Source organism: Paenibacillus sp. FSL R5-0701 (assembly GCF_037973995.1).
Taxonomy (GTDB): domain Bacteria; phylum Bacillota; class Bacilli; order Paenibacillales; family Paenibacillaceae; genus Paenibacillus.
Map to the genome: position 1 here is coordinate 37381 of NZ_CP150230.1, position 24610 is coordinate 61990.

At 47.7% G+C, this 24610-nt stretch carries 25 protein-coding genes; 24 read left to right on the forward strand and 1 reads right to left on the reverse strand.

What is annotated here, in order from left to right; genetic code table 11:
- The first annotated feature begins 57 nt into the window (after nt 1-57).
- The 8 genes from MKZ13_RS00170 to MKZ13_RS00205 all read left to right on the forward strand — a co-directional run bounded on the left by MKZ13_RS00170 (nt 58) and on the right by MKZ13_RS00205 (nt 5966).
- Entirely contained in the window at nt 58-333 is a 276-nt protein-coding gene (locus MKZ13_RS00170; RefSeq protein ID WP_017691376.1) for a Veg family protein, read from the forward strand.
- A 251-nt stretch (nt 334-584) separates the two neighbouring features.
- Nucleotides 585-761 carry a small, acid-soluble spore protein, alpha/beta type gene (locus MKZ13_RS00175; protein WP_017691375.1) on the forward strand — a complete coding sequence of 59 codons (177 nt, stop codon included), beginning with the start codon at nt 585-587 and terminating at the stop codon, nt 759-761.
- Nucleotides 762-911: 150 nt separating this feature from the next.
- The gene (gene ispE, locus MKZ13_RS00180; RefSeq protein ID WP_339180979.1) at nt 912-1766 is read left to right on the forward strand and encodes a 4-(cytidine 5'-diphospho)-2-C-methyl-D-erythritol kinase; all 855 of its coding nucleotides are present in this window, start codon (nt 912-914) and stop codon (nt 1764-1766) included.
- 97 nt (nt 1767-1863) lie between these two features.
- On the forward strand, nt 1864-2691 hold the full coding sequence (gene purR / locus MKZ13_RS00185) for a pur operon repressor (RefSeq protein ID WP_076216765.1): 828 nt from the start codon (nt 1864-1866) through the stop codon (nt 2689-2691).
- Nucleotides 2692-2879: 188 nt separating this feature from the next.
- Entirely contained in the window at nt 2880-3164 is a 285-nt protein-coding gene (gene spoVG / locus MKZ13_RS00190; protein WP_017691372.1) for a septation regulator SpoVG, read from the forward strand.
- Between the two features lie 83 nt (nt 3165-3247).
- Entirely contained in the window at nt 3248-3442 is a 195-nt protein-coding gene (locus tag MKZ13_RS00195; protein ID WP_124118801.1) for a hypothetical protein, read from the forward strand.
- 68 nt (nt 3443-3510) lie between these two features.
- Nucleotides 3511-4911, forward strand: a complete 1401-nt coding sequence (gene glmU, locus MKZ13_RS00200) for a bifunctional UDP-N-acetylglucosamine diphosphorylase/glucosamine-1-phosphate N-acetyltransferase GlmU (RefSeq protein ID WP_339180982.1) — start codon at nt 3511-3513, stop codon at nt 4909-4911.
- A 101-nt stretch (nt 4912-5012) separates the two neighbouring features.
- Nucleotides 5013-5966, forward strand: coding sequence for a ribose-phosphate diphosphokinase (locus MKZ13_RS00205; RefSeq protein ID WP_017691370.1), 954 nt, complete (start codon nt 5013-5015; stop codon nt 5964-5966).
- Nucleotides 5967-6255: 289 nt separating this feature from the next.
- On the opposite strand, the gene MKZ13_RS00210 is transcribed toward MKZ13_RS00205, so the two are convergent.
- Nucleotides 6256-6456, reverse strand: coding sequence for a hypothetical protein (locus MKZ13_RS00210; RefSeq protein WP_024633712.1), 201 nt, complete (start codon nt 6454-6456; stop codon nt 6256-6258).
- A gap of 139 nt (nt 6457-6595) precedes the next feature.
- Between MKZ13_RS00210 and pth the strand changes: the two genes are divergently transcribed.
- From pth to MKZ13_RS00290, 16 genes are all read left to right on the forward strand, one after another.
- On the forward strand, nt 6596-7156 hold the full coding sequence (gene pth, locus MKZ13_RS00215; RefSeq protein ID WP_221825843.1) for an aminoacyl-tRNA hydrolase: 561 nt from the start codon (nt 6596-6598) through the stop codon (nt 7154-7156).
- 99 nt (nt 7157-7255) lie between these two features.
- Nucleotides 7256-7486: an anti-sigma-F factor Fin family protein gene (locus MKZ13_RS00220; RefSeq protein WP_210110415.1), complete on the forward strand. Its 231-nt coding sequence runs from the start codon at nt 7256-7258 to the stop codon at nt 7484-7486.
- 272 nt (nt 7487-7758) lie between these two features.
- Nucleotides 7759-11286, forward strand: a complete 3528-nt coding sequence (gene mfd / locus MKZ13_RS00225; protein ID WP_339180986.1) for a transcription-repair coupling factor — start codon at nt 7759-7761, stop codon at nt 11284-11286.
- Entirely contained in the window at nt 11270-12430 is a 1161-nt protein-coding gene (locus tag MKZ13_RS00230; RefSeq protein ID WP_221825827.1) for a peptidylprolyl isomerase, read from the forward strand. Before mfd ends, MKZ13_RS00230 begins: the two co-directional genes overlap by 17 nt.
- 331 nt (nt 12431-12761) lie before the next feature.
- The gene (spoVT, locus tag MKZ13_RS00235; protein WP_036606123.1) at nt 12762-13304 is read left to right on the forward strand and encodes a stage V sporulation protein T; all 543 of its coding nucleotides are present in this window, start codon (nt 12762-12764) and stop codon (nt 13302-13304) included.
- Nucleotides 13305-13471: 167 nt separating this feature from the next.
- Nucleotides 13472-15220, forward strand: coding sequence for a polysaccharide biosynthesis protein (locus MKZ13_RS00240; protein WP_339180991.1), 1749 nt, complete (start codon nt 13472-13474; stop codon nt 15218-15220).
- Nucleotides 15221-15367: 147 nt separating this feature from the next.
- Complete coding sequence (gene mazG, locus MKZ13_RS00245; protein ID WP_339180995.1) at nt 15368-16861, forward strand: nucleoside triphosphate pyrophosphohydrolase; 1494 nt, start codon at nt 15368-15370, stop codon at nt 16859-16861.
- Between the two features lie 308 nt (nt 16862-17169).
- Entirely contained in the window at nt 17170-17442 is a 273-nt protein-coding gene (locus MKZ13_RS00250; RefSeq protein WP_017691362.1) for an HU family DNA-binding protein, read from the forward strand.
- Entirely contained in the window at nt 17442-17720 is a 279-nt protein-coding gene (locus MKZ13_RS00255; RefSeq protein WP_017691361.1) for an RNA-binding S4 domain-containing protein, read from the forward strand. Before MKZ13_RS00250 ends, MKZ13_RS00255 begins: the two co-directional genes overlap by 1 nt.
- 172 nt (nt 17721-17892) lie before the next feature.
- Nucleotides 17893-18177, forward strand: a complete 285-nt coding sequence (gene yabP / locus MKZ13_RS00260; RefSeq protein WP_076216757.1) for a sporulation protein YabP — start codon at nt 17893-17895, stop codon at nt 18175-18177.
- Entirely contained in the window at nt 18174-18743 is a 570-nt protein-coding gene (gene yabQ, locus MKZ13_RS00265; protein ID WP_237178573.1) for a spore cortex biosynthesis protein YabQ, read from the forward strand. Before yabP ends, yabQ begins: the two co-directional genes overlap by 4 nt.
- An 11-nt stretch (nt 18744-18754) precedes the next feature.
- Nucleotides 18755-19090: a septum formation initiator family protein gene (locus tag MKZ13_RS00270; protein ID WP_017691358.1), complete on the forward strand. Its 336-nt coding sequence runs from the start codon at nt 18755-18757 to the stop codon at nt 19088-19090.
- A gap of 198 nt (nt 19091-19288) precedes the next feature.
- Nucleotides 19289-19822: a S1 domain-containing RNA-binding protein gene (locus tag MKZ13_RS00275; protein WP_237178574.1), complete on the forward strand. Its 534-nt coding sequence runs from the start codon at nt 19289-19291 to the stop codon at nt 19820-19822.
- A 479-nt stretch (nt 19823-20301) separates the two neighbouring features.
- A complete protein-coding gene (gene spoIIE / locus MKZ13_RS00280; protein ID WP_339181002.1) occupies nt 20302-22809 on the forward strand; it encodes a stage II sporulation protein E in 2508 nt (835 codons plus the stop codon).
- Between the two features lie 85 nt (nt 22810-22894).
- On the forward strand, nt 22895-23647 hold the full coding sequence (locus MKZ13_RS00285) for a VWA domain-containing protein (protein WP_221825814.1): 753 nt from the start codon (nt 22895-22897) through the stop codon (nt 23645-23647).
- Nucleotides 23631-24578 (forward strand): protein kinase, encoded by a 948-nt coding sequence (locus MKZ13_RS00290; RefSeq protein WP_036668459.1) that lies wholly within the window; start codon nt 23631-23633, stop codon nt 24576-24578. Before MKZ13_RS00285 ends, MKZ13_RS00290 begins: the two co-directional genes overlap by 17 nt.
- Nucleotides 24579-24610: the final 32 nt, after the last annotated feature.

Genomic DNA, 24610 nt, shown 5'->3' on the forward strand with positions numbered 1-24610 from the left:
TTTGACAATGACTGTAAAAACCGGTATAATGGACAAGAAAAGAGGTGGTCGTCGACAATGGCTAAAAACACGCTGTTGGATATCAAACGCAATCTCGATGCACATATTGGTCAGAAAATTATGTTGCGGGCTAATGGTGGCCGCCGTAAGACCATTGAGCGTACGGGTGTATTGGAAGAAACGTACCCTTCTGTTTTTATTGTTAAGCTTGATGAGGAGCAAGAAACCTTCAAGCGAGTTTCTTATAGTTATGCGGATATACTTACGGAGTCGGTGGAAGTCATGGTTTATGACCCGGGCAGCCAGACGCATAGCTCCTATATGGAGACGTAAGTATCGATTTACAGGCGATTCGCCCCACAAGGCGGGTCGCTTTTTTGTTTTTTTAAAATCAATTCGCCCTCTAACGTAACCCATACATACTCAGGAATGAGCAAGGAACGGTCGCGGCATACTATATGGACAGGGTAAAGATTCAGTTTCTGAAGCAATGCAGGGAAACTGAATTTGGCCTGATGGCAAGATGTCCAAAACGTGAACGAACTCATCACATTATGAAGGATACTTTGGAGGAGGATGGTTTCATGAGTCGCAGAAGAAGAAGTGTCATGTCAGAGGATCTGAAGAATGAACTTGCGAAAGACCTGGGCTTCTACGATACGGTCCAACAGGAAGGCTGGGGTGGAATCAAAGCCAAGGATGCAGGAAACATGGTGAAAAGAGCCATTCAACTCGCTGAGCAGGCTGCCCGCAAATCTTAATCTGGTTCAAGCTGACAGAAAAGCGGGGGAAATCCATCAGGAACTACCCCGCTTTTTCCCCTTAGATGCGGAATAGAAATGACTTGACAGCCCCATTTTGATATAATATGTTAAGTTGTCTTAGGGAAAAGGTGAGGACGGGTGAACGCCTTGAAAATTTACGAAAAAGCGCCTGCTAAAATTAATTTGATGCTGGACGTTTTACATAAAAGAAGCGATGGATTCCATGAAGTTGAAATGATCATGACCATGGTCGATCTGGCTGATCGGCTGGAAATGTCGGAGCTGCCGCGAGATACTATTTTCATCTCCAGTCAGGCGGGGTATATCCCGCTCGACGAGAAGAATCTGGCTTTCCAGGCAGCTCGGCTTATTAAGGAACGCTATAACGTGCGCACGGGAGTTCATATTCATCTGGACAAAAAGATTCCAGTTGCAGCTGGACTTGCAGGCGGTAGCAGTGATGCAGCAGCAACTCTGCGCGGATTGAACCGTCTCTGGCGGCTCAATATACCGGATCACGAACTACAGGAGCTTGGAGCTGAACTTGGTTCGGATGTTCCATTCTGTATCACAGGAGGGACAGCGCTCGCTACAGGACGTGGTGAGAAATTGACGCCCATGCCTAATCCGCCGCAATGCTGGGTTATTCTGGCCAAGCCTCCTATTAATGTGTCTACAGCCGATGTATACGGACGGTTTCGTAGTGACAAGATTGTTCGGCATCCGAGTGCGAAGAAAATGGAGCAGGCTATTCGTGACCAATCATTTACGGATGTATGTAACCAGATGGGCAATGTGCTTGAAGATGTAACGTTGAAGCTGTATCCGGAAGTTCAGCATCTGAAGGATGCCATGATTCGTCTGGGTGCAGACGGTGTGCTGATGTCAGGCAGTGGTCCAACGGTATTTGGTTTGGTGTCGAAAGAATCCAAGGTTGCCCGGATATACAATGGTCTGCGCGGCTTCTGCAAAGAAGTGTACGCTGTACGTATGTTGACGTAAAATTCGCTTTTATAATGTACAAACACGTATAAAGGTGGTATATTTTTAAATAATTATTCGGATTTAGATGTTTCCGTGATCGTGAGGATGGATCTCTGTGAAGAAGTTAAAACGAAGCGCAAGGCTGGTTGAAATGACGCAATACTTATTGTCCAGACCGCATACGGTTATTCCGCTCACCACATTTGCCGAACGCTATGGAGCCGCGAAGTCTTCGATTAGTGAAGATTTGGCGATTATCAAGGAAGTGTTCGAAGAAGGTGGGTCAGGAGAACTGAATACACTGGCTGGAGCAGCCGGGGGAGTTAGATGGATTCCGAAGGTGTCCCGAGAGCTGGCATTGGCTTTTGCAGAGCGACTCTCGACCCAGCTCGCGCAGCCTGATCGGATCTTGCCTGGAGAATACCTGTACATGTCTGATCTGCTCGGACAGCCCGCATTGATGAATGAAGCCGGCAAGATCTTTGCAACGGCCTTTGGCAACATGAATATTGATGTGGTTATGACGGTAGAAACCAAGGGAATTCCACTGGCTTATGCGACCGGAGCCCAGCTCAACCTGCCTGTTGTGCTCGTACGCAGGGACCATCAGGCTACAGAAGGATCGGCCGTAAGTATCAATTATGTATCGGGGTCCCATAAAAGTCTGCACACCATGTCCCTGTCTCGCAGGGCGATGCGTGAGCACTCCAGAGTACTTATTGTGGATGACTTCATGAAGGCTGGGGGTACGGTGCAAGGAATGATCGATCTTTTGGCCGAGTTTAATGCTACGGTAGCCGGGGTAGGGGTACTGGTTGAATCTGGTTCTGTAGATTCAGAAGAACGCCTGCTAACAGATTACGTATCTCTGGCGAAACTGACAGCGGTTGATGCCAAGAGCAGACAGATTTCCGTCAAGCCGGGCAACTATTTTGACCTGTAGAAAGATGACGAATGTTATGTCGTTAAAAGGTCTTTTCCATCGACCTGGCACTAACGTTGTCGAATTGTGTATTAAATAAAAAAATTCCTGAAATTAGGAAATTTTTGTGGTTATAAAAAGAAGGAGTTCGTATATGCTGTGTGGAATTATACACCAAGTTCTGATGGAAAAAGGTGGTGAACACACACATGCAAATTACGGATGTCAGACTCCGCCGTGTTAACTCGGAGGGGAGAATGAAGGCTATCGCATCCATTACCATCGATAACGAATTCGTCGTTCATGACATTCGTGTCATTGATGGTAACAACGGAATGTTTGTTGCTATGCCGAGCAAGCGTACTCCTGATGGAGAGTTCCGTGATATCGCCCACCCGATCTCTTCCGGTACGCGTGAGAAGATTCAGGCAGCAGTTTTGACTGAATACGATCGTGCAGCAACTGAGGAAGAAGTCATTGAAGAAGGTGCCTGAGAACATTATTGGGGTTCGAAGGAAAAGAGAGCCATGTCTTATGGCTCTCTTTTCTTTTTGACCGGAATAAGATATATTCAGTATTGAGTTTATTAGCAGAGAACAAAAAGCGCATCGTGCGCTTGGTGGCAGGGCGGCATCTTAGGAATCATTGGGATTCGGTTAAGCTCGCAGGTACACGGCGTATACATATAGGTCACGATTCGTTGGTGTCCGCGTTGTTACGTGTGATTACAGAGACAGCAGGCGATGAACAGGACCGGCTTGAAGCCGGCTGAACGATACTCATTGGATATGGATCAGCAATGCATTTCAATGGGATTTTCAGAACAGGAGGTCGTTAATTTTGAAACGAATGGCAATCGTTCTTGCCGCAGGGCAAGGGAAACGAATGAAATCAAAATTGTACAAAGTACTGCATCCCGTATGCGGTAAACCTATGGTTGGACATGTGCTGGATGCAGCACTCAGCGCAGGCGTTGAACGCAGTGTAGTTGTAGTCGGTCATGGTGCCGAAGCGGTGCAGTCATTTTTGGGTTCCAGAGCAGAGTATGCACTCCAGGCAGAACAACTGGGTACAGGTCATGCAGTGAAGCAGGTTAAATCTTTGCTTGGCGGCGAAACAGGCTCTACAATTGTGGTCTGTGGAGATACACCGCTTGTAACCAGTGAGACGTTGGAAGGTCTGATGAAGCTCCATGAGAGTAGCGGAGCAGCAGCGACAGTTCTTACGGCTCAGTTGGACAATCCCAAAGGTTATGGCCGCGTTATTCGCGGAGAAGATGGATCTGTACAACGGATTGTGGAACAGAAGGATTGCACGGAGCAGGAAGATGCTGTGAATGAGATTAACACGGGCACATACTGTTTCGATAATGCAAAATTGTTCGCTGCCCTGGAGAAAGTGACGAACCAGAACGCTCAGGGAGAGTATTATCTCACAGACGTAGTTGGCATTTTCCGCAATGATGGAGAAGTAGTTGAAGCTTACATGTCGGATGACATCGCAGAATCCATCGGGGTTAATGACCGACTCGCACTTTCGCAAGCCGAAGCCTTCATGCGTGAACGTCTTGCCGCACGTCATATGTTGAACGGTGTTACGATCATTGATCCGTCATCGACATATATCGGAGCGGATGTTACGATTGGATCAGATACAGTTTTGTATCCGGGGACGATTCTCAAAGGCACAACTTCCATTGGTGAAGCATGTCATATTGGTCCTCAGGCAGATGTGGAAGACAGCGTTATTCAGGACGGAGTTACGATTAAACATTCGGTAGTATCCAATGCCGAGGTTGGTTCTGATGCAACGGTTGGTCCATTTGCTAATTTGCGTCCAGGGACTAAACTGGGTCGCAACGTAAAAATTGGTGACTTTGTTGAAGTGAAAAATGCTACAATTGATGAAGGTTCCAAAGTATCTCATCTCAGCTATATTGGAGATGCCAAAGTAGGGAAAAACGTAAATGTTGGATGCGGGGCAATAACTGTCAATTATGATGGTTATAATAAAGCTGTGACAACGATTGAAGATGATGCTTTTGTAGGCAGCAACGTCAATCTGATTGCACCGATTACGGTAGGAAAAGGCGCTTATGTGGTTGCTGGCTCCACCGTTACCCATTCCGTTCCCGAGAATGATCTGGCCATTGCTCGTCCACGTCAGGAGAATAAACCTGGTTATGCGGAGAAGATTCGCGGACGTGCCAAAGCCAAGAAACAAAATGCCAAACCCCAATAAGGGGTTTTGATAACAAGATTGCCTCCCGAAAATCGGGGAGGTGCCGACATGTCGCAGACGCTTATTGATTCCAATGAACCAGCACGGAGGGTTTTTATTTTATGACTTATTTTGATTCGAAATTAAAAATATTTACTTGCAATTCTAACCCCAAGCTTGCCCATCAAATTGCTGATTATATCGGGATCCCTATGGGTGAATCTCACACAACCAGCTTTAGTGATGGCGAGATTCAAGTGAAACTCTCCGAGAGTGTTCGGGGTTGTCACGTTTATATCGTGCAGTCCACTTGCTTGCCGGTTAATGATAACCTGATGGAAATGCTCGTTATGATTGATGCACTCAAACGGGCATCTGCCAAGACGATTAACGTCGTTATTCCTTACTATGGCTATGCAAGACAGGATCGCAAGGCACGTTCGCGTGACCCGATTACAGCGAAACTGGTTGCCAACCTTATTGAAAAAGCGGGTGCAACCCGTGTCATCGCGATGGACTTGCATGCAATGCAGATCCAGGGATTCTTCGACATTCCGGTTGACCATTTGCTCGGCGTGCCAATTCTGGCTCAATATTTCCGGTCGAAACAGATCGAAAATCCAGTTGTTGTGTCGCCTGATCACGGTGGCGTAGTGCGCGCACGTAAACTGGCTGATTTCCTGAATGCGCCCCTGGCGATTATCGATAAACGTCGTCCTGAGCCAAATGTGAGCGAAGTGATGAACATTATCGGTAACATCGAGGGTAAAACAGCCATCCTGATCGATGACATTATTGACACGGCGGGAACGATTGTACTGGGAGCGAATGCTCTGATGGAAGGCGGCGTAAAAGAAGTATACGCGTGCTGTACTCACCCGGTATTGTCCGGACCTGCGATGGAACGTTTGGAGAATGCACCGTTGAAGGAAGTCATCGTAACGGATACCATTCCAATTACGCATGCTAATCCGACAAGCAAACTCAAAGTGTTGTCTGTAGCGCCTTTGCTCGGAGAAGCGATTATCCGGGTTCATGAGGAATTGTCAATCAGCAAGCTGTTTGAAATTGAATAAGGATGTCTGCATAAAGTAGTAGAGGGGTTACGTTTTCCGGTTCAATGGAAAATGTAACCCCTGTCGGCGTGCCGTTTTATTAAAAGTGAAACAGACGCTGGTCAGTCCATATAATTTGAACTACTAATTTACACAATAATGGAGAGGGCAGAAAAGAACTGAAGAAGTGAAGTTAAAAGCTTTCTGAAAGAAAGCTGCTTCGAAGCATATGCTTCGACTTAACAGCGATCGGAAGATGTTTCTGCACGCGCAGTAATCCAGTGTAAAATGGTTCGTTCATCTTATATGGTTAATACCCGGGGCGGGAGATAAATCGGAAACGACGCCGATGAAAAAGCGTGTCAGCAATTTCGACGAATTGATTATCGAAACGTGTGATTAGACCAATCTCAATATGGGTGTCGCGGTCGTATACCTGTACAGGTACGTGATATTCGAGATGATAGATAAAATCGCTATGTTGAGTCAGTTGTCCATTGTCTTCGCGCAAAACCCGCTCACCTTCCTGGGTCGATAAAATATTAACTGTGAACACTACAGTAAATCGATCTTTACTTTCTTGATATTATATGAAATATAACATTCGAAGTCTATGCCTCACCTCAGGCTAATCCGAAGGAGGGAACAAGATGAAGTGGATTGTTGGACTTGGAAATCCAGGCTCGAACTATGCCAAAACTCGTCATAATATCGGTTTTATGGCATTGGATCGGTTGGCTAATCGTCATAATATCTCCATTACACAGAATAAATGTAAGGCGCTGATTGGAGAAGGCAATATTGGCGGTGTGAAAACCGTACTGATCAAACCAATGACCTATATGAACTTGTCTGGTGAATCGGTTCGAGCCTATATGGATTTTTATAAAGTTAGTCTTGAAGATCTGATTGTTGTGTATGACGACATGGATACAGAGATTGGCAAAGTCAGATTGCGTTATCAAGGTAGTGCAGGCGGACATAATGGAATCAAGTCCATTATTCAGCATACCGGTACACAGCAGTTTAACCGGGTACGCATGGGAATATCCCGGCCCGAACCAGGACATGCCATTGTTGATTATGTACTGTCAACATTCATGAAGAAAGAAAAAGAAGCCCTGGATCAGACCATTGAGCAAACGTGTGATGCCTTGGAGCATAGCTTGACTCATACGTTCGAACAAACAATGGCGAAGTTTAACGGTTAATTTTGTAAGACATACTTGGTAAAATGATCATAAAAGACGGGTTCGATTCAGCCATACTGGACATACTGGATGTATAAACCATGTTCAGGAGGCATAAACATGTCAGTGAATTACGTATGTAGGCATTGCCGTACCTTTATTGGACGAATCGATTCTGCCCAGATAACGGAAGTAGAGCTCGGCTTTCATTTCTTGACCCCCGACGAGCGGAGGGATATAATAGCGTATAATTCCGGTGGTGACATTACCGTTCGGATTACATGTGATTACTGTAAGGAAGCCCTGGAGCATAATCCGGAGCTTAGCCTGCTCGCGAGTCCGCTTCAGTAGACATCGCCTGCACAGGATCGAATGACAGTTGAGGGTGGTTGCGTAATAACGCTCCACCTTTTATAGCCTTGGCAGCCTGCTGAGGCTTCTTTTCAGTTGGCATGAAAGCCATAGCTATCTCGAAATCAGGCTCAGCCGCATCAACAGATGTGGCAATGTTGCGAGTAATCCGATATGATGAAACAGGACAAAAAGGAATTTGTATCCATTTTAATAGTGATGCTACGCGTATGCGTGAGATAATCAAGTAAGTTATAAGAGAGGTGCCCCTTTTGTTACAAGCACTTATACAGGCTTTTTCCAAAGATCCGGACTTCGGGTCCATTACAGCCGGAATCAAGTCCGGCATGAAGGAACAATTGGTTTCGGGTCTATCCGGCTCGGCGCGTCAGATTATGCTGGCTGCTCTGCATCAGGAAATGAACCGACCATTGCTCGTAGTAACACATAATATGTTTTCAGCTCAAAAAATTGCAGAAGATTTACAGGAAGCGCTTTCACCTGATCAGGTGTTGATCTATCCTGCCAACGAACTTGTCGCTGCTGAAGCTGCTGTTTCCAGCCCGGAAACATTGGGTCAGCGCATTGATGTGTTGGTCCGCTGCGCCCAGGGATTCAGGGGCGTTGTTGTTATTCCTTTTTCCGGGGTAAGACGTTATGTTCCGCTTCCGGAAGTGATGGCCAATGCTCGAATTTTGATTAAACAAGGCAACACACTTCAACTGGACTCCTTCCTGCTGGAGATGGTAAAGCTCGGATATGAGCGTGTGGAACGCGTGGAATCTCGTGGTGAGATGAGTGTACGCGGAGGTATCATCGACTTCTATCCGGTTACTTCATCGATCGCATATCGGGTGGAGTTATTTGATGATGAGATCGACTCCATTCGGACATTTGATCCAGCAGATCAACGTTCGATTGAACGGATTGAAGAAATTACGGTTTTACCATGCAAGGAGTTAATTGCAGATCGTGAACGTATGGAAAAGGCTGCCGATGCGGCTGCTCTTTTGCTGGAGCAACAGCTGGAGAAAATGACGGACCGGCAGGCGAAGCTGCGTCTTCGTGAAGAAATTCACCGGGAGATCGAGCTTTTGCGGGAACACGTGTATTTCTCCGAAATGTACAAATATATTTCTCCGCTCTATCCGGAGAACAAAACGATCTACGACTATATGCCGGAAGATACCCTGCTGGTACTAGATGAGCCTGCCAGACTATCGGAGACATCGAAACAACTGGACCGTGATGAATCGGAGTGGAACCTGCATTTGATGCAAAACGGAAAAACACTTCCGGATCTTCCATTATCCGCAGAAGGTGATGAACTCTTGTATGAGCGTCCATTCCAGACGCTGTTTATGTCGATCTTTTTGCGCCAAGTTCCACACACTCAACCACAAAACATTCTGAACTTCATCAGTCGTGGCATGCAGGATTTCCATGGACAGATGAACGTACTTAAGGCAGAGATGGAGCGTTGGCAGAAGGCCGGAGTCAAAGTGCTCATGCTGGCGAACGGTGAAGAGCGACTCGAGCGGATGCGCCGGGTACTGATGGACTATGATATTCCAGAGCCAGAGATGATGATCGGTAATTTGCAAACGGGATTTGAAATGCCGTCCATTCATTTGGCTGTTGTGACCGAGGGCGAGATGTTCTCGCAAAAACAGCGTAAAGTACGCAAACCGATTCGGAATGTAGATAATGCTGAACGGATCAAATCCTATAGCGAGCTAAAAGTGGGCGATTATGTCGTTCATCAGAACCACGGGATTGGTAAGTACCTTGGGATCGGCACGCTCGAGGTTGGCGGTATTCATAAGGACTACATGCATATTCTCTATGCGGGTGGAGACAAACTGTCTGTACCTATTGAGCAGATCGATCTGATTCAGAAATATGTTGGTTCCGAAGAGAAAGAACCGAAAATATATAAGCTGGGCGGCAATGAGTGGACACGGGTTAAAAATAAAGTCCGCACATCCGTACAGGATATTGCTGATGATCTGATTAAGCTGTATGCAGAGCGTCAGACCTCCAAAGGTTTTGGATTCGACAAGGATTCCGCGGAGCAGCAGGAGTTTGAGGACATGTTCCCTTACGATGAGACGCGTGATCAGGTACGTGCGATTGAAGAAATCAAGAAGGACATGGAACAAAACCGTCCAATGGATCGTTTATTGTGTGGGGATGTTGGTTACGGCAAAACTGAGGTCGCTATTCGAGCTGCATTTAAGGCAGCTATTGAAGGTAAACAAGTGGCTGTACTTGTTCCAACAACCATTTTGGCACAGCAGCATTTTGAGACATTCCGTGAGCGCTTCTCCGGTTATCCGTTCAACATTCATGTGCTTAGCCGGTTCCGCTCCCGTAAAGAGCAGAATGAAACAGCCAAAGGCATCAAGGCAGGCACAGTGGATATTGTCATCGGGACGCATCGATTGCTGTCGCAGGATCTGGTGTTCAAGGATCTGGGACTACTCATTGTTGATGAAGAACAGCGCTTCGGAGTAACTCATAAGGAAAAACTGAAGAAGCTGAAAACCAATGTGGACGTGCTGACGCTGACGGCAACGCCGATTCCGCGTACGCTTCATATGTCCATGCTGGGTGTGCGTGATCTGTCCGTTATCGAGACTCCGCCAGAGAATCGGTTCCCGGTACAGACCTATGTGGTTGAACACAGCCAGGCGCTTGTCCGCGAAGCGATTGAGCGTGAACTTGCCCGTGGTGGGCAAGTGTATTACCTCTACAACCGTGTTCAGGGAATCCAGGAGATGGCTGCCGAAATTTCTGAACTTGTGCCTGAGGCCAAAGTTGGTGTGGGACATGGTCAGATGTCGGAAACAGAGCTGGAGAAAACGATTCTCGACTTCCTGGATGGTGAATATGACGTGCTTGTGAGCACAAGTATCATCGAGACCGGGGTAGATATTCCGAACGTAAATACACTGATCGTACATGATGCGGATAAAATGGGACTCTCCCAGCTGTATCAGCTGCGCGGACGTGTGGGTCGTTCCAATCGTATTGCGTATGCCTATTTTACGTACCAACGGGATAAAGTCCTTACTGAAGTTGCTGAGAAACGTCTGCAATCAATCAAAGAATTTACCGAACTGGGTTCAGGATTCAAAATCGCCATGCGTGACTTGTCGATTCGTGGTGCGGGAAATCTGCTAGGAGCGGAGCAGCATGGTTTCATCGCTTCCGTCGGGTTTGATCTGTATTCCCAGATGCTCGCAGAGGAGATCAACAAACGCAAAGTTACGATGCTTGGCGAAGAGCCGGTACTTTCAGACCAGTGGAACACAACTCTGGATCTCAGTATCGATGCCTACTTGCCGTCCGATTATATCTACGACAGCATTCAGAAGATTGAGATCTACAAAAAAGTGGCGGTCATTGCATCCTTCGACGATGCGATGGAGTTGGAAGACGAATTGGTTGACCGATTCGGTGATCTTCCGGAGGCCGTTATCAACCTGCTGGCTGTTGCACGGATGAAAGTATACGGCAAGATCTACGGTATTGAGTCGATTTCCCAACGTGGTGAGGACATTACCGTGAAGTTCTATGAAGGGCGTGAACATGCCTTTGAACTCTCGAAAATCGCGCACATTGGAAATCAGTTCGAAAGACGTGTACAATTTGAACAAGGACCCCATATGCTGATTCACGCTAAAGGCAAGGGGCTTGGGGATAAGCAACTGATGGAGCTGGTAGAGAAAATTCTGGAGTCCATGAAAACTGCTTTTAAATCAAAGGGGGAACTAAAGGATGTTACCAAAGTATAAAAAAGTAGGAAAAGTACTGTCTGTGAGCATGGTCGCAGTACTATCCTTATCACTGCTTGCTGCATGTGGCAAGAAGGAAGAAGCAAAAGCACCTGAATCGACGGATACAAGTGCTGTAGTCGCTACGTATGATGGTGGTACCATTACAGCCAATGAATTCGACATGGAGCAACGTGTCATGAAATTCCTTTATCCGGAGTATGCACAAATGATGGATATGGATGATTTCAAAGAGTATCTGGTGAAACAGGAAGTTGCTTATGAATATCTGAGTGGCAAAGCAAGTGAAGAAGCCAAAACAGCAGGTACCAAAACAGCAACCGAGCAATTTGATAAAATGAAAGCTTCTGTTCAGGCAGATCAATGGACTGAGATGCTGAAAGCTCAGAACCTGACTGACCAGAACATTAAAGATTATATGACTCGCATCATGACGGTAATCAAAGACAAAGAAACAGGCGTTACGGAAGATGCCATCAAGGCTGAGTTTGAGAAAAACAAAGATCAGTTCACTACGGCTTCCGTTCGTCACGTGCTGATTAACTTCACAGATCCAAAAACGCAAAAAGAACGTAAAAAAGAAGATGCACTTAAAATTGCAAAAGAAGTAAAAACCAAGTTGGATGGCGGAGCTGATTTTGCTGAAATTGCAAAAAAATATTCCGAAGATCCAGGTTCTGCTGAAAAGGGTGGACTGTATGAAAATACACCTGTAGGCAGCTGGGTAGAGGCATTTAAGGAAGCTGCAAAAACATTGCCACTGAACAAAATCAGTGATCCAGTAGAGACAGAGTACGGTTACCACGTCATGAAAGTGGAAGCTCGTACAGAAGCTGACTTTGCCAAATTGACGGCTGAACAAAAAGAAAGTTTGAAGAGCCAATTGGCTGCAGCCGAAATCGATACGTTCATGCAAAATGAATTGGACAAAATCGTAAAAGAAGTTAAACTGCCAAAAACAGAAAAAGCTGAAGAAGGTAAGACTGAAGGCACAACTGAAGGCACTACGGGTACAGGAACTGAAGGAGAGAAAACAACCGAACCAAAAACGGATGACTCCACAGGTACGGATACCAAGACTGACCAAGGTACGACTGGAACAGACAAAGATGCAACTACAGATGAAGGTACAAGCAGCAAGTAAGCTGGTAAAATTGCTGTGTTAGCATACGTTCAGGGGTTAAATTTGCCCGAATGAATGCTTTGTATGACGCAAATATGGACAACCATACAGAGAAGCAAGGGGAGGACTTAGGACCTCCTTCTTGCTTCTTCTTTTATATATTCAAGTCGTATGGGTACATGGTCGCCTTCTTCGAAAGTTACACAACTATATTCTCCGAAGCATGTATAAGGAAATGGGAACAGATGAATACTATGGTCAAGATATCACACTAAACGTTCTGGGACTTTCCTCTACCCATTAAGGAACAGTAGTTGAAAAATCTTCTCGAGAAAGTGGGGCAACATGTGAAATGAAAGCTACTGGTATTGTCCGCCGTATAGATGACCTTGGTCGTGTGGTCATTCCAAAAGAAATCCGCCGTACGTTACGTATTCGTGAAGGTGATCCACTGGAAATTTTCGTGGATCGTGATGGAGAAGTTATCCTTAAAAAATATTCGCCAATTGGTGAACTTGGTGATTTTGCCAAAGAATATGCAGAATCCCTGTATGAAAGTACAGGACATGTAACGATGATTTCGGACCGTGATACTATTATCACGGTGGCAGGAGGCTCCAAGAAAGAATATTTGGACAAACAGGTGGGTCAACTGTTGGAAGGTTGTATGGAAAACAGAAAGACCATTTTGGAAACAAACAATGGTTCTTATGAGCTTAGCAAAGATCATGACGAGACGTTATCCTCTTTTGTTATTGCGCCGATTATTTCAGGTGGTGACCCCATCGGAACGGTTATTTTGTTCAATAAGGACGAATCAGTTAAGATGTCTCAAATGGAAGTGAAGATGTCTGAGACGGCTGCTGGTTTCCTTGGCAAGCAAATGGAACAATAGACCGCAGACCAACTCCTGGTGCCCTGTCTTGGGCATACGGGAGTTTTTGCATTTTAAAGGTACAAAGAAGTAGATCCGGCTGATTGTGATGGGGAAGGGTTAGTCTGTGTGCCTTCAGGCAGGTATAATAGCAAGGTATGCTTAAAAGGATTACGCAGGAGGGACTTATGAAACAGCCGTCTACAGGCTCAAGGCTGCTACAGGGTGCATTTATACTTGGGTTTGCTGCCATTATCTCTAAAATTATTGGTGCTTTTCAGAAGATTCCGCTGCAGAATCTGGGGGGAGACGGTGTATTTGGCATCTACAATACGGTATATCCGTTATATATGCTCATTATCACACTTGCTGCTGCAGGACTGCCGCTGGCCGTATCCAAATTCGTAGCAGAACAGAACGCACTCGGAAGACCAGACGAGAGCAGAAGAATTATTCGATTATCTTCCCTTCTGCTCGGGGGAATTGGAATTATAATGGCGCTCTTGATGTATGCAGGTGCGCCGCTGATCGCTGACATGATTGGCAACCGTCATGTGGTTCCATCGATTCGTGCAGCTTCATGGGCCTTGTTGTTCGTACCGGTGATGACAGGGCTGCGTGGATATTTTCAGGGATTACAGCAGATGGTGCCAACAGCGGTATCACAAGTGGTGGAGCAGACGATACGTGTTACCGTCATGATTGTTCTGCTTCTGTGGTTGATGAGACGGGACGCTTCGCTTGAGACTATTGCCGCTGGTGCCATGATGGGCTCTGTTGCTGGTGGAATGGTTGGTCTGTTAACCATGTTAGGGTACATGGCCCGACATCGGCGGAAAGACAAGGAAGTGGTCACAGGGCAATTGAATTCGGAATGGAGCAGCAACGTTGGAGAGGTTGGATCAGATAGGCATGAACGTCAGGAGCATAGGTCGGTTACGCCGCAGAAGAAAACGGTAAGTACTATTAATCCCGCTCTGGGAGAACGGTCACGATCCAACGGGGAATGGATCAGGACGTTGCTCATGTATGCCATTCCAGTCTGTCTCGGTTCACTGGCTGTGCCGCTGATGAATCTGGTGGATACTTTCACCGTGCCACGGCTGCTGCGGGGAGAAGGACTGGATGAGCTTCAGTCGATGGTTTCCTTCGGCATCTACAACCGTGGATTGCCGCTGGTTCAACTGGTGACGATGCTTGCCACGTCACTATCTGTGCTGTTTATTCCGGCGATGGCGGAAGCCCGATTAAAGGGCGGGCCAGAAGCCGTCCGGCAGCAAGCAGGCCTCGCGCTGCGCTGGTTCTGGTTGATCGGCCTGGCGGCATCCGCGGGTCTCGCGGTGCTGGCGGAGCCGATTAACCGCATGCTGTACGGAGATGCCGCAGGCACCGAAGCACTGCGGTACATGGCGCTGACGGCTGCGGGCAGCACCGTCAGCATCATTGCAGCGGCGCTGCTGCAAGGCCTCGGCGCCGTGCGTGCACCCGCGTTCAGCATGCTGGCCGCCGCAGGCGTCAAGGCGATGCTGAACGTCATGCTTGTGCCGGCGCTGGGCATCAGCGGTGCGGCTCTTGCAGGCGCAGTCGCCTACATGCTGGCGGCTGGCCTGAATGTGGCGCTGCTGGCGCGACTTGTCGCCCTGCGCCCTGCCCCTGGCGCCGTCCTGGCGAAGCCAGCGCTGGTGATCGCCGCCATGAGTCTGGCGGCGGTAGGCACGGCCTGGGCCGCCGAAGCGGTACTCGGCGGCATGGGTATCGCGGCTGATCGCAGGCTGGCCGCGATGGGCGTGAGCCTGCTGGGCATTGCCGCAGGCTCGGCCGTGTTCTTGCTGGCGGCGGCCCGGACAGGGTTACTGACCGCCGCGGAGCTGGCGGCTGTGCCCAAGTTGGGGCCTCGCCTTGCCAAGCAGCTGCGCAGACTGCGTGTGCTGCGCTAGCTCCATGCTCACGGTGCTTCTACACCTGGCACAGCGAATATGCAATTATAGGATATCGAATGATTCTGGTATAATACGTGTAATTAGTCCTGTTCAGACACGATGATTATGAGCCTGGACAGGATAGTCCGGATGGAGGTTTACGTAATGAGTGCAGCTTTAACCGTAGTGGGTCTTGGATCTGGAGATGCAGACCAACTGACCGTAGGTATTATCAAAAAAATGAAACATGCAGCTACACTGTATGTACGTACCCTGGATCATCCCGTATTGAATGATCTGCAACAAGAGGGGCTGGAGATGACATCATTTGATGCTATCTATGAGGCGAAGTCCTCCTTCCCCGAAGTATATGATGAGATCGCGAATCAACTGATAGAAGCCGCTCGCAAGGGGGAGGCCGGAACGGAGATTGTGTATGCCGTACCCGGTCACCCGATGGTGGCAGAAGCAAGTGTACGCCTGCTCAAAGAACGTTGTCCGCAGATGGGTATCTCATTGCGTGTCATGGGCGGGGAGAGCTTCCTAGATGAAGCTTTTATACGACTTGGATTCGATCCAATCGAAGGGTTTCAACTTCTGGATGCCAGCAGCTTGAACACAGAACTGGTACAACCACAGCTACATACGTTGATCGGACAAGTCTACGATGTGTTCACTGCTTCGGATGTGAAGTTATGCCTGATGGAGGTTTACCCGGATGATTATCCCGTATTTGTGGGTCACGCGTTGGGTGTGCAGGGTCAGGAGGTCATTCACAAGATCCCATTGCATGAACTGGACCGGATTGAAGGATATGGAAATCTGTCACTGATCTATGTACCGAAGAACACCGATGATGCCTTGCGTCGCAGATCCTTTGCGCGTTTGCATGAGATCGTCAATATTCTTCGCAGTCCGGGTGGCTGTCCATGGGATCAGGAGCAGACACATCAATCCATTCGCAAAAACCTGATTGAAGAGACCTATGAGGTCATTGAGACGATCGATGAGGATGACCCCGACCATATGAAAGAAGAGCTGGGTGATCTGCTGCTGCAGATTTTATTGCATTCCCAGATGGAAGAAGAAGTCGGCACATTTAATGTGTATGATGTCATCGAAGGTTTGAATGATAAGCTGATCTTCCGCCATCCACATGTTTTTGGTGATAATCAGGCAGAAGATGCGAATGAAGCTCTTCAGAACTGGGAACAGATGAAGGCAGAGGAGAAGAAGCGCAAAGGCCAGGATCAGCAGAGGGTTTCCGTGCTGGATGGTATACCGCGTGACCTGCCTGCATTGATGAAGGGATACAAGTTACAGAAGAAAGCAGCCAAAGTAGGCTTTGACTGGGATGATGTTGAAGGTGTGTTTGCCAAGATCGAGGAAGAACTGGCAGAGTTGAAAGAAGCGGTGCAACAAGGCCAGTCTGCAGAAGAACGGAAGCTCGAACTGGGTGATTTATTATTTGCAGCTGCAAACGTTGCAAGATTCATCGATACGGACCCGGAAGAGGCACTTGCTGCGACCAACCGCAAGTTCGTCGGGCGGTTCCAGTACATCGAGGAGCGTTTACGTGAACAGGGAAGAACACCAGCAGATAGCAATGTAGAAGAGATGGAGCAATTCTGGCAGGATGCGAAGAAGGCAGGATTATAACGGTCTCAATTTTCTGGGAAATACCGATAAACCTTATTCCATCATGTTATGCAGTGTGTTATGATAATACGAACATGTGTTCATCTGTGTAAACTGAGGTTGGTGTTTAGCGACAGATGGTTTCGGGTACTGGTCTTAGACTGTCCCCTGCGGACCATCGACAAAAAGCTAAAAAAAGTCGCGGACTAAGGCAGGATTTCAGATACCAAGCCAGAATACATGTGTAGTGACCTAACGCGAATCAGCGGCAATCAATGTATTGTCAGGAATCGCAGATACTTTTTTTTCAATTTGGGAGGCTTTTAAAAATGAACAAAACAGATCTGATTAACAACATTTCAACCAAAAGTGGTTTGACTAAAAAAGACGTTGAGTCCGTATTAAACGGCTTTTTGGGAGAAATTACAGATGCACTTGCCAGCGGAGACAAAGTACAATTGATCGGCTTTGGCACTTTTGAGACCCGCAAACGTTCCGGTCGTACCGGACGTAACCCACAAACAGGGAATGAAATTGTGATTCCTGAGTCCACTGTTCCTGCATTCAAAGCAGGCAACAAACTTAAAGAAGCCGTAAAATAATGCGTCTTGATAAATTCCTGAAGGTCTCCCGGCTAATCAAACGCCGCACTGTGGCCAAGGACGTCTCTGAACAGGGACGTGTTCTGGTGAACGGACGTGAAGCAAAGCCCAGCGCCGCTGTCAAAGTGGGCGATGAGCTGACGGTTCAGTTCGGTCAGAAACTGGTCACCGTGAGGGTGGAACGAATTGCCGAGAGTACCAAGAAGGATGAGGCGAGCAGCCTCTACACCTTGGTGAAGGAAGAGCCGATCGCCAAGGATAACGGAATGAACTGGTAACAGTACATCTGGTATTAAATATTCATTCAATGCAAGTTGAATCGAAACGTCCTCCTGTAACAGGGAAGGGCGTTTTTGTTTTTACTAGATGCTGGGTTATTTGTTCAACAACGCTGGTTCTATTCCAACCTCCACACCCATAAGCTAGGTGTAAGAAGGAGGGGTACATGCCATGGTTGAGCACGGTAAGGCCAAACAGCATCATCTGAGCATGCAGAATCGGAAACTGCTGGATCTGACGGGTGTCTCCAACGTGGAGAGCTTCGACAGTGAGGAATTTTTGCTGCAGACTGAACTTGGGCATCTGACCATCCGGGGGCACAATTTACATATCAAAAACCTGAGCCTGGAGGAAGGTTTGTTATCCATTGAAGGCACAGTCAGTTCGCTCCAATATCTGGACCCCGGTTCCCAGCCCAAAAATGGTAAGGGCCTGTTTGGCAAGATGTTCCGATGAGTCCGGATACTCAATGGATCACATTGATGTGGATGCTTACCTCGGGGGTCGTGATGGGAATGGCCTACGACAGTTACCGGGTACTGTCCGGACAGCTGCGGTTTCCGAGATGGAGTATTCACACGCTCGATCTGTTGTACTGGGTTGCTTCCGCGCTGTTCGTTTTTCGGATGCTATACGCCGGAAACCACGGACAGTTGCGGTTTTATGTCTTTTTGGGGCTGATTATAGGGGTTTGCTTCTATTTTTGGCTTTTAAGTGTTACAACCCAGCGTTTTGTGGTAATGTTAATTAAACTCGCAAGAACGCTGATTCATTGGTGTGGACATATCCTTAACATCCTGATCGTTATGCCGGCTAAAGGAATTTATAAGTTAATTCGCGTATTATTCGGTTTTGTAATTGCGATACTACTATTCCTGGGCAGGCTGGTGCTGCAGTGTTTGGTACCTTTCGGCAAGTTGTTCCGCTGGATGTTTAGGCCGCTCCTGAAACATTGGGTAACGCCACGCTTCATGATCCGTGTGGGTACAAGAATTGCAGCGATATGGAAACGCTGGTTTTAAGGAGGTCCGTAATGGGTAAAACACCTGTGGGCAGATCAAAGGCTCCAACTAACCAAGGAAAATCTGCCGGTGCAAAAAGGCGCCTCATGCTTTGGATGACGTTTATGATTGTATTTGTAATATGGGCAGGATATACATTCCTTGTGCAGACTGCACAAATTTCGGACAAGAGTTCTCATCTGGCCACTCAGCAAGCTTCAAAGGAAGATACGTTGAAGAAGCTGGAACAGTTGAAGTACGAAGTCAGCCGGTTGAATGACCCTGAATACATAGGACAGCTGGCACGGAAAAAAGGATATTATCTTCCTGAGGAAACGCCGATCCAGGTTGAAGAGTCAGGGAACTGATGGAATTCGGTCCATTACCGAGCTAGGTTTGTTATCCGTGTGTCTGAAGCCGTTAAACCGGAAAAAATAGGCTCTCTGACGGGGTAGTGTTCAGTTGACCTTGGTTTACGGCATAAGGTATAATTACATTAGCGCAGCATTGATTTTGGCATTCAAAAAATCGGGTTGTATATTTTTAAGGGAGGATCATTTTATTCTATGGCAATTGAAGTGGGCACCAAGTTAGAGGGCAAGGTGACAGGAATCACGCATTTTGGAGCATTTGTGGATCTGTCAGGAGGTGTCACGGGTCTCGTTCACATCTCGGAAATCGCCGACAATTACGTCAAAGATGTCAACGACCACCTGAAGCTGAATGACCTCGTTACAGTGAAGGTTATCAACGTTGACAAGGATGGCAAGATCGGACTTTCCATTAAGCAAGCTGTTGACAAACCGGTTGAGCAACAAACCCAATCTAGACCCCCGAGAGCTCCTAGACCGGAACGCAGTGGAGGAGATCGCGAACGATTCAGCGGCGGAGGCCCAAGTGGTGGCCAAGGTCGTGGTGGTGGTGGCGGCGGTGGATTTAACCGTGGTGACCGCGGAGGCCGTTCTTTCAAGCCCGCAGCAGGCAAACCTTCATTTGAGGATAAAATGTCACGCTTCCTGAAAGATAGTGAAGAGCGGATCTCTTCGCTTAAGAAGAACACAGAAGGCAAACGCGGAGGCCGCGGAGCCAAGCGTGTGTAATCTGTCTCAACCTCAACCTGATCTAAACATATAAGTAAAACCGTTAGCCCATGGGCTAACGGTTTTTTTGCGTTTCTATCACAGATAAGGAGTTGGATAGCTTTTTTTGTAAGGTGAAGCTCCATATCCCCAGTTTTTCTGCACGGCAAAATGGAACCATAAGAACATTTGTCGTCTACCATTTTTTACCGACAGGTTTCCGTGGCATTCCACAGTTATCCTGCTCAAATGATGGCGAGACCAAACCATCGCCGGTTCAAAATCAGACATTCCGATTGTCGGAATCAAGTAGGAGAATGAATGAAACCACAATAAGGCCGGGGGTTTCGCTCCACCGCGCCAGGCTTGTTTCTTTTGTCGTAAACTTTTTGGACCCTGCCCACCTATTCTGACAAACTACGTCTTCTAATCTATCTATAATCAGAACCATCGAGAACGAAACACGAAAATTCAAATTAATCGAATGGGGTGCCTTGAGGATGATGGAAAAGTGGAATGTCATTCAATTTCCGGGAATGAAAGCAGGTAAAGGAGGTACGGAAGCTCGGGAGGAGCTGTCGGTACGTCTGAAACATTGGCTTGGCTCCCGCAAGGCTGTCCAGATGGTTGCTTCCCGCAAATGGGTACTGCTGCTCACATTCATGGGATTTCTGCTCGGAAAGGCGATGATCCTAAATGAGTTATCTCCCTTTGCCATTGCTTATTTCGCTGTAATTGCTTTCATGCGCAGGGATTACATCATTCCGGTAGGCGCTGCACTTCTCGCAGGCAGTCTCTTTGCACCGTTTCCGGTACCACTCATTGTTGCATCGGAGATCGCCATCTTTTATCTGCTCTTCCGTGGACTGGAATCGTATGATCGTGCTGAATTATCTTATGCGCCAACGATGGTGTTTACGACTACATTTATGGTCAAATTATTCGCGGTTGTGATTGGACCATCCTTCAGCTGGTACGCGATGCTGATGCTCACGATGGATTCGATATTAAGTTTCGTGCTCACCCTTGTTTTTATACAAGCCATACCGATCTTCACCTACCGCAAAAAAAAGTTCAGCCTAAAGAACGAGGAGATCCTCTGCCTGATCATATTGCTCGCTTCCGTTATGACGGGAGCCGTAGGGTGGACCATTCAGTCCTTATCCGTCGAGCATATGCTCTCCCGTTATCTCATATTAATCTTTGCGCTGGTGGGCGGAGCCCCCCTCGGAGCCTCAGTTGGGGTTATTACCGGCTTGATTCTGAGTCTGGCTGACATGTCAGCGGTGTATCAGATGAGCCTGCTTGCTTTTGCCGGGATGCTGGCGGGTATGCTTCGAGAAGGCAAACGTGCGGCGGTTGCACTAGGCATGCTGCTGGGTTCGTCCATTCTATCCATATATCTGGGCGGACCGGGTGATGTTATGAACTCATTATGGGAGACGTGTGCAGCTATCGTACTATTCATGTTAACACCTAAAAGCCTGATGACGGCGATATCCAAATATGTACCGGGTACGCAGGATCATACGAAATCCCAGCATGAGTATGCCAAACGTATACGGGATATCACGGCAGAACGGGTAACCCGGTTCTCGCAGGTATTCCGTCAATTGTCACGCAGCTTTGATCAGATGTCCGGTGCAGGGGAGCAGGTACAGAAAGAAGGTGGAATGGACCATTTCATGAATGCGGTTGCCGAGGGCACATGTGCAAGCTGCTTCAAGCGTACACAATGCTGGGATGCGAAGTTTATTCAAACCTACAAATATATGACGGACGTGATGAGTACAATTGAAGGAAACCCGGAGATCTCAGGCAAGCAGATTCCAGTGGACTGGAACAGGGTGTGTGCAAAACCGGAAGAGGTCCTTGAAGTCATGCGTGCCCAGTATGGACTGCATCAACATAACATGCAATGGAAGCGTCAAATTATCGATAGCCGGCAGCTGGTTGCAGAGCAATTGTCCGGTGTATCTCAGGTCATGGAGGACCTGGCCAAAGAAATTCAGCGGGAAAGTGATGAGATGGTTCAGCAGGAGGAGCAGATTCGGGACGCACTGGAGTCATTGGGCTTGTCCATTCACTCCATTGAGATCATCAATCTGGAAGCGGGCAATGTAGAGATTGAGATTGTACATGCATATACACGTGGATTCGATGAGTGCCGTAAAATGATAGCTCCGCTGATCTCGGATGTACTGGACGAGCATATTGCTGTCTTGCATGAGACCATGACTGATCCTCGTCAGGGATTGGCGACCGTTACGTTTGGTTCAGCCAAAACGTTCGAGGTAACCACGGGTGTTGCTGCCGCCGCAAAAGGGGGAGATGTGATGTCAGGCGACAGCTTCAGTACGGTTGAGTTAGGCAACGGTACATTCGCGGTGGCGCTTAGTGATGGAATGGGCAATGGGGAACGGGCACGCATGGAGAGCAGCGCGGCTCTGAACATATTGGAACAGTTGTTACAGTCCGGCATGGATGAGAAACTGGCGATCAAATCCGTGAACTCCGTTCTGATGCTGCGATCCCCTGAAGAGATGTATGCCACAGTGGATATGGCGCTGATCGATGAATATACGGCAGAGACCACGTTTATGAAAATCGGATCGACGCCAAGTTTTATCAAACGAGGACAGGAGGTTATTCAGGTTTCGGCCAGCAATTTGCCAATCGGTATTATTAAAGATATTGAAGTGGATCTGGTAACGGTACAGCTTCAGCCGGGGGATATCCTCATTATGATGACGGATGGCATCTATGACGCACCGGGGTATGCGGTGAACAAAGAGTTATGGATGAAAAGGCTCATTCAAGAGATTGATACAGAGGATCCGCAAGATTTGGCCGATTGCCTGCTTGAAAGTGTTATAAGATATCAGCAGCATGAGATTTTGGATGATATGACCGTTGTTGTTGGAAAAGTAGAGCATTTCCGCCCTGAATGGGCCACACTGCGTGTGCCTGGCATCAACCGGATGGAGCGTCCACGGACCGTCAGTTAATTGCATATTCTTCTGTTTGAAGTCTCTTCATTCTGGCAATGCTAGTCATAGAGTTGGAGAGTAACGAATAACGGAGGGATATCGGATGAAGCAAATCTTATTGATCACCGACGGTTGTTCCAATGTAGGACCAAGTCCGGTGCTGGCAGCGGCCGAAGCGCTGGAAGAGGGGATTACGGTTAATGTGGTTGGCGTGATTGATTATGGAACCATTGGTGAGCTGGGTAGTCGGGAGATTGAGGATATTGCCAGAGCCGGAGGTGGAATCAGCCAAATTGTAGGTACACGTCAGCTTGCCCATACCATGCAGATGATGACAAGGAAAACGGTGGTTCAGACTATTCAGCAGGCGGTTAATAGAGAGTTAACACAAATTTTGGGAGAGAAGGAGCCCAAAACGGTAACGGATCTGGAGCCTTCACAACGCGCCCGGGTCGTGGAAGTGATGGATGATATGGCTGAAACTACAGCCTTACAGGTTATATTGTTAATCGACGTAAGTGCCAGCATGAAGCCCAAACTGGCTGCGGTAGAAGAAGGCATTCGTGATTTAATGTTAAGTTTGCAGGCGCGTATAGGTCAGAGCAAGCTTTCCGTATTTCATTTTCCGGGGCGACACAGTGGCGAAGATGCGGTAATGGATATTGACTGGACAACGGATCCAGGCCGTGTTCGGTCCTTGTTTGGAAGGTTGCAGATGAAGGGTGCAACGCCGACAGGTCCTGCAATTCAGAAGGTGATTGATTTTTACCGTTATGGTACACTGGAGAAACAGCAGGAAATAGAAGGGAACTATCGCATTGAAAGAGAAGGGATGCTCGGTGACAACGTTGTCTGACGCCTCTTTCCCGCCAGGAACAGTGGTTACAGGGAAATGGAATCGCAGTCGTTACACGATTCGGAAACTACTGGGCAAAGGAGCTAATGGCATCGTTTTTCTTGTCCAACGGGGTGAAAATGGCAAACACTACGCGCTAAAAATGGGATTTGATCCGGTTGATCTGCAATCGGAAGTTAATGTACTCAAATCCTTTCAACTACAGCGTAATCATGAGGCCCTTCGGCAGAGCGGCATTCCTTCCTATCTTAAAGATGTGGATGACTATGCCGTTCGTGGCCGGGATATTCCCTTTTATGTGATGCGTTACGTTCGAGGTGAGGCACTTCATCACTTCATTCGGCGTCAGGGAACAGACTGGACACTTCTGGTGGGACTTAGACTCTTGCAGAAGCTGGCACAGTTGCATCAGGCGGGATGGGTGTTTGGTGATCTCAAACCTCAGAATGTGTTGGTATCCGACTATGGGCAGGTGGAATTGATCGACTACGGCGGAGTTACGTCGATTGGTCGAAGCGTCAAACAGTTCACCGAATGGTATGATCGGGGCTTCTGGAATGCAGGCAGCCGTACGGCAGATGGTACCTATGATGTATTTGCATTTGCATTATTATTGATTCATGTACTTGAAGCAGACGCGCTCAAGGCACTGGCGGCCGAGGGATTACCGCAACTGCGAAGTGTGAATCAGCTCGTAGCGCTGGTGGAGCGCAGTGAACGACTGGGTCCTTTTCGCAATTGGACGACTCAGGCATTACGAGGTCAGTTTCGTGATGCAGGTCATGCGGCACAAGGGTGGAAGGAAATGATGGCACGCCCCACGCCTCTCCGCCGTCGTTCCAAAAGTACAACACCGCGCTGGCTTAAAAATGCATTCGCTGTATCTGTGATATTACTTATTGGAGTGCTCATCTATGCACTACTTTTCTGATCTGTGAGAGTGCATATACATAACGCAAGGAA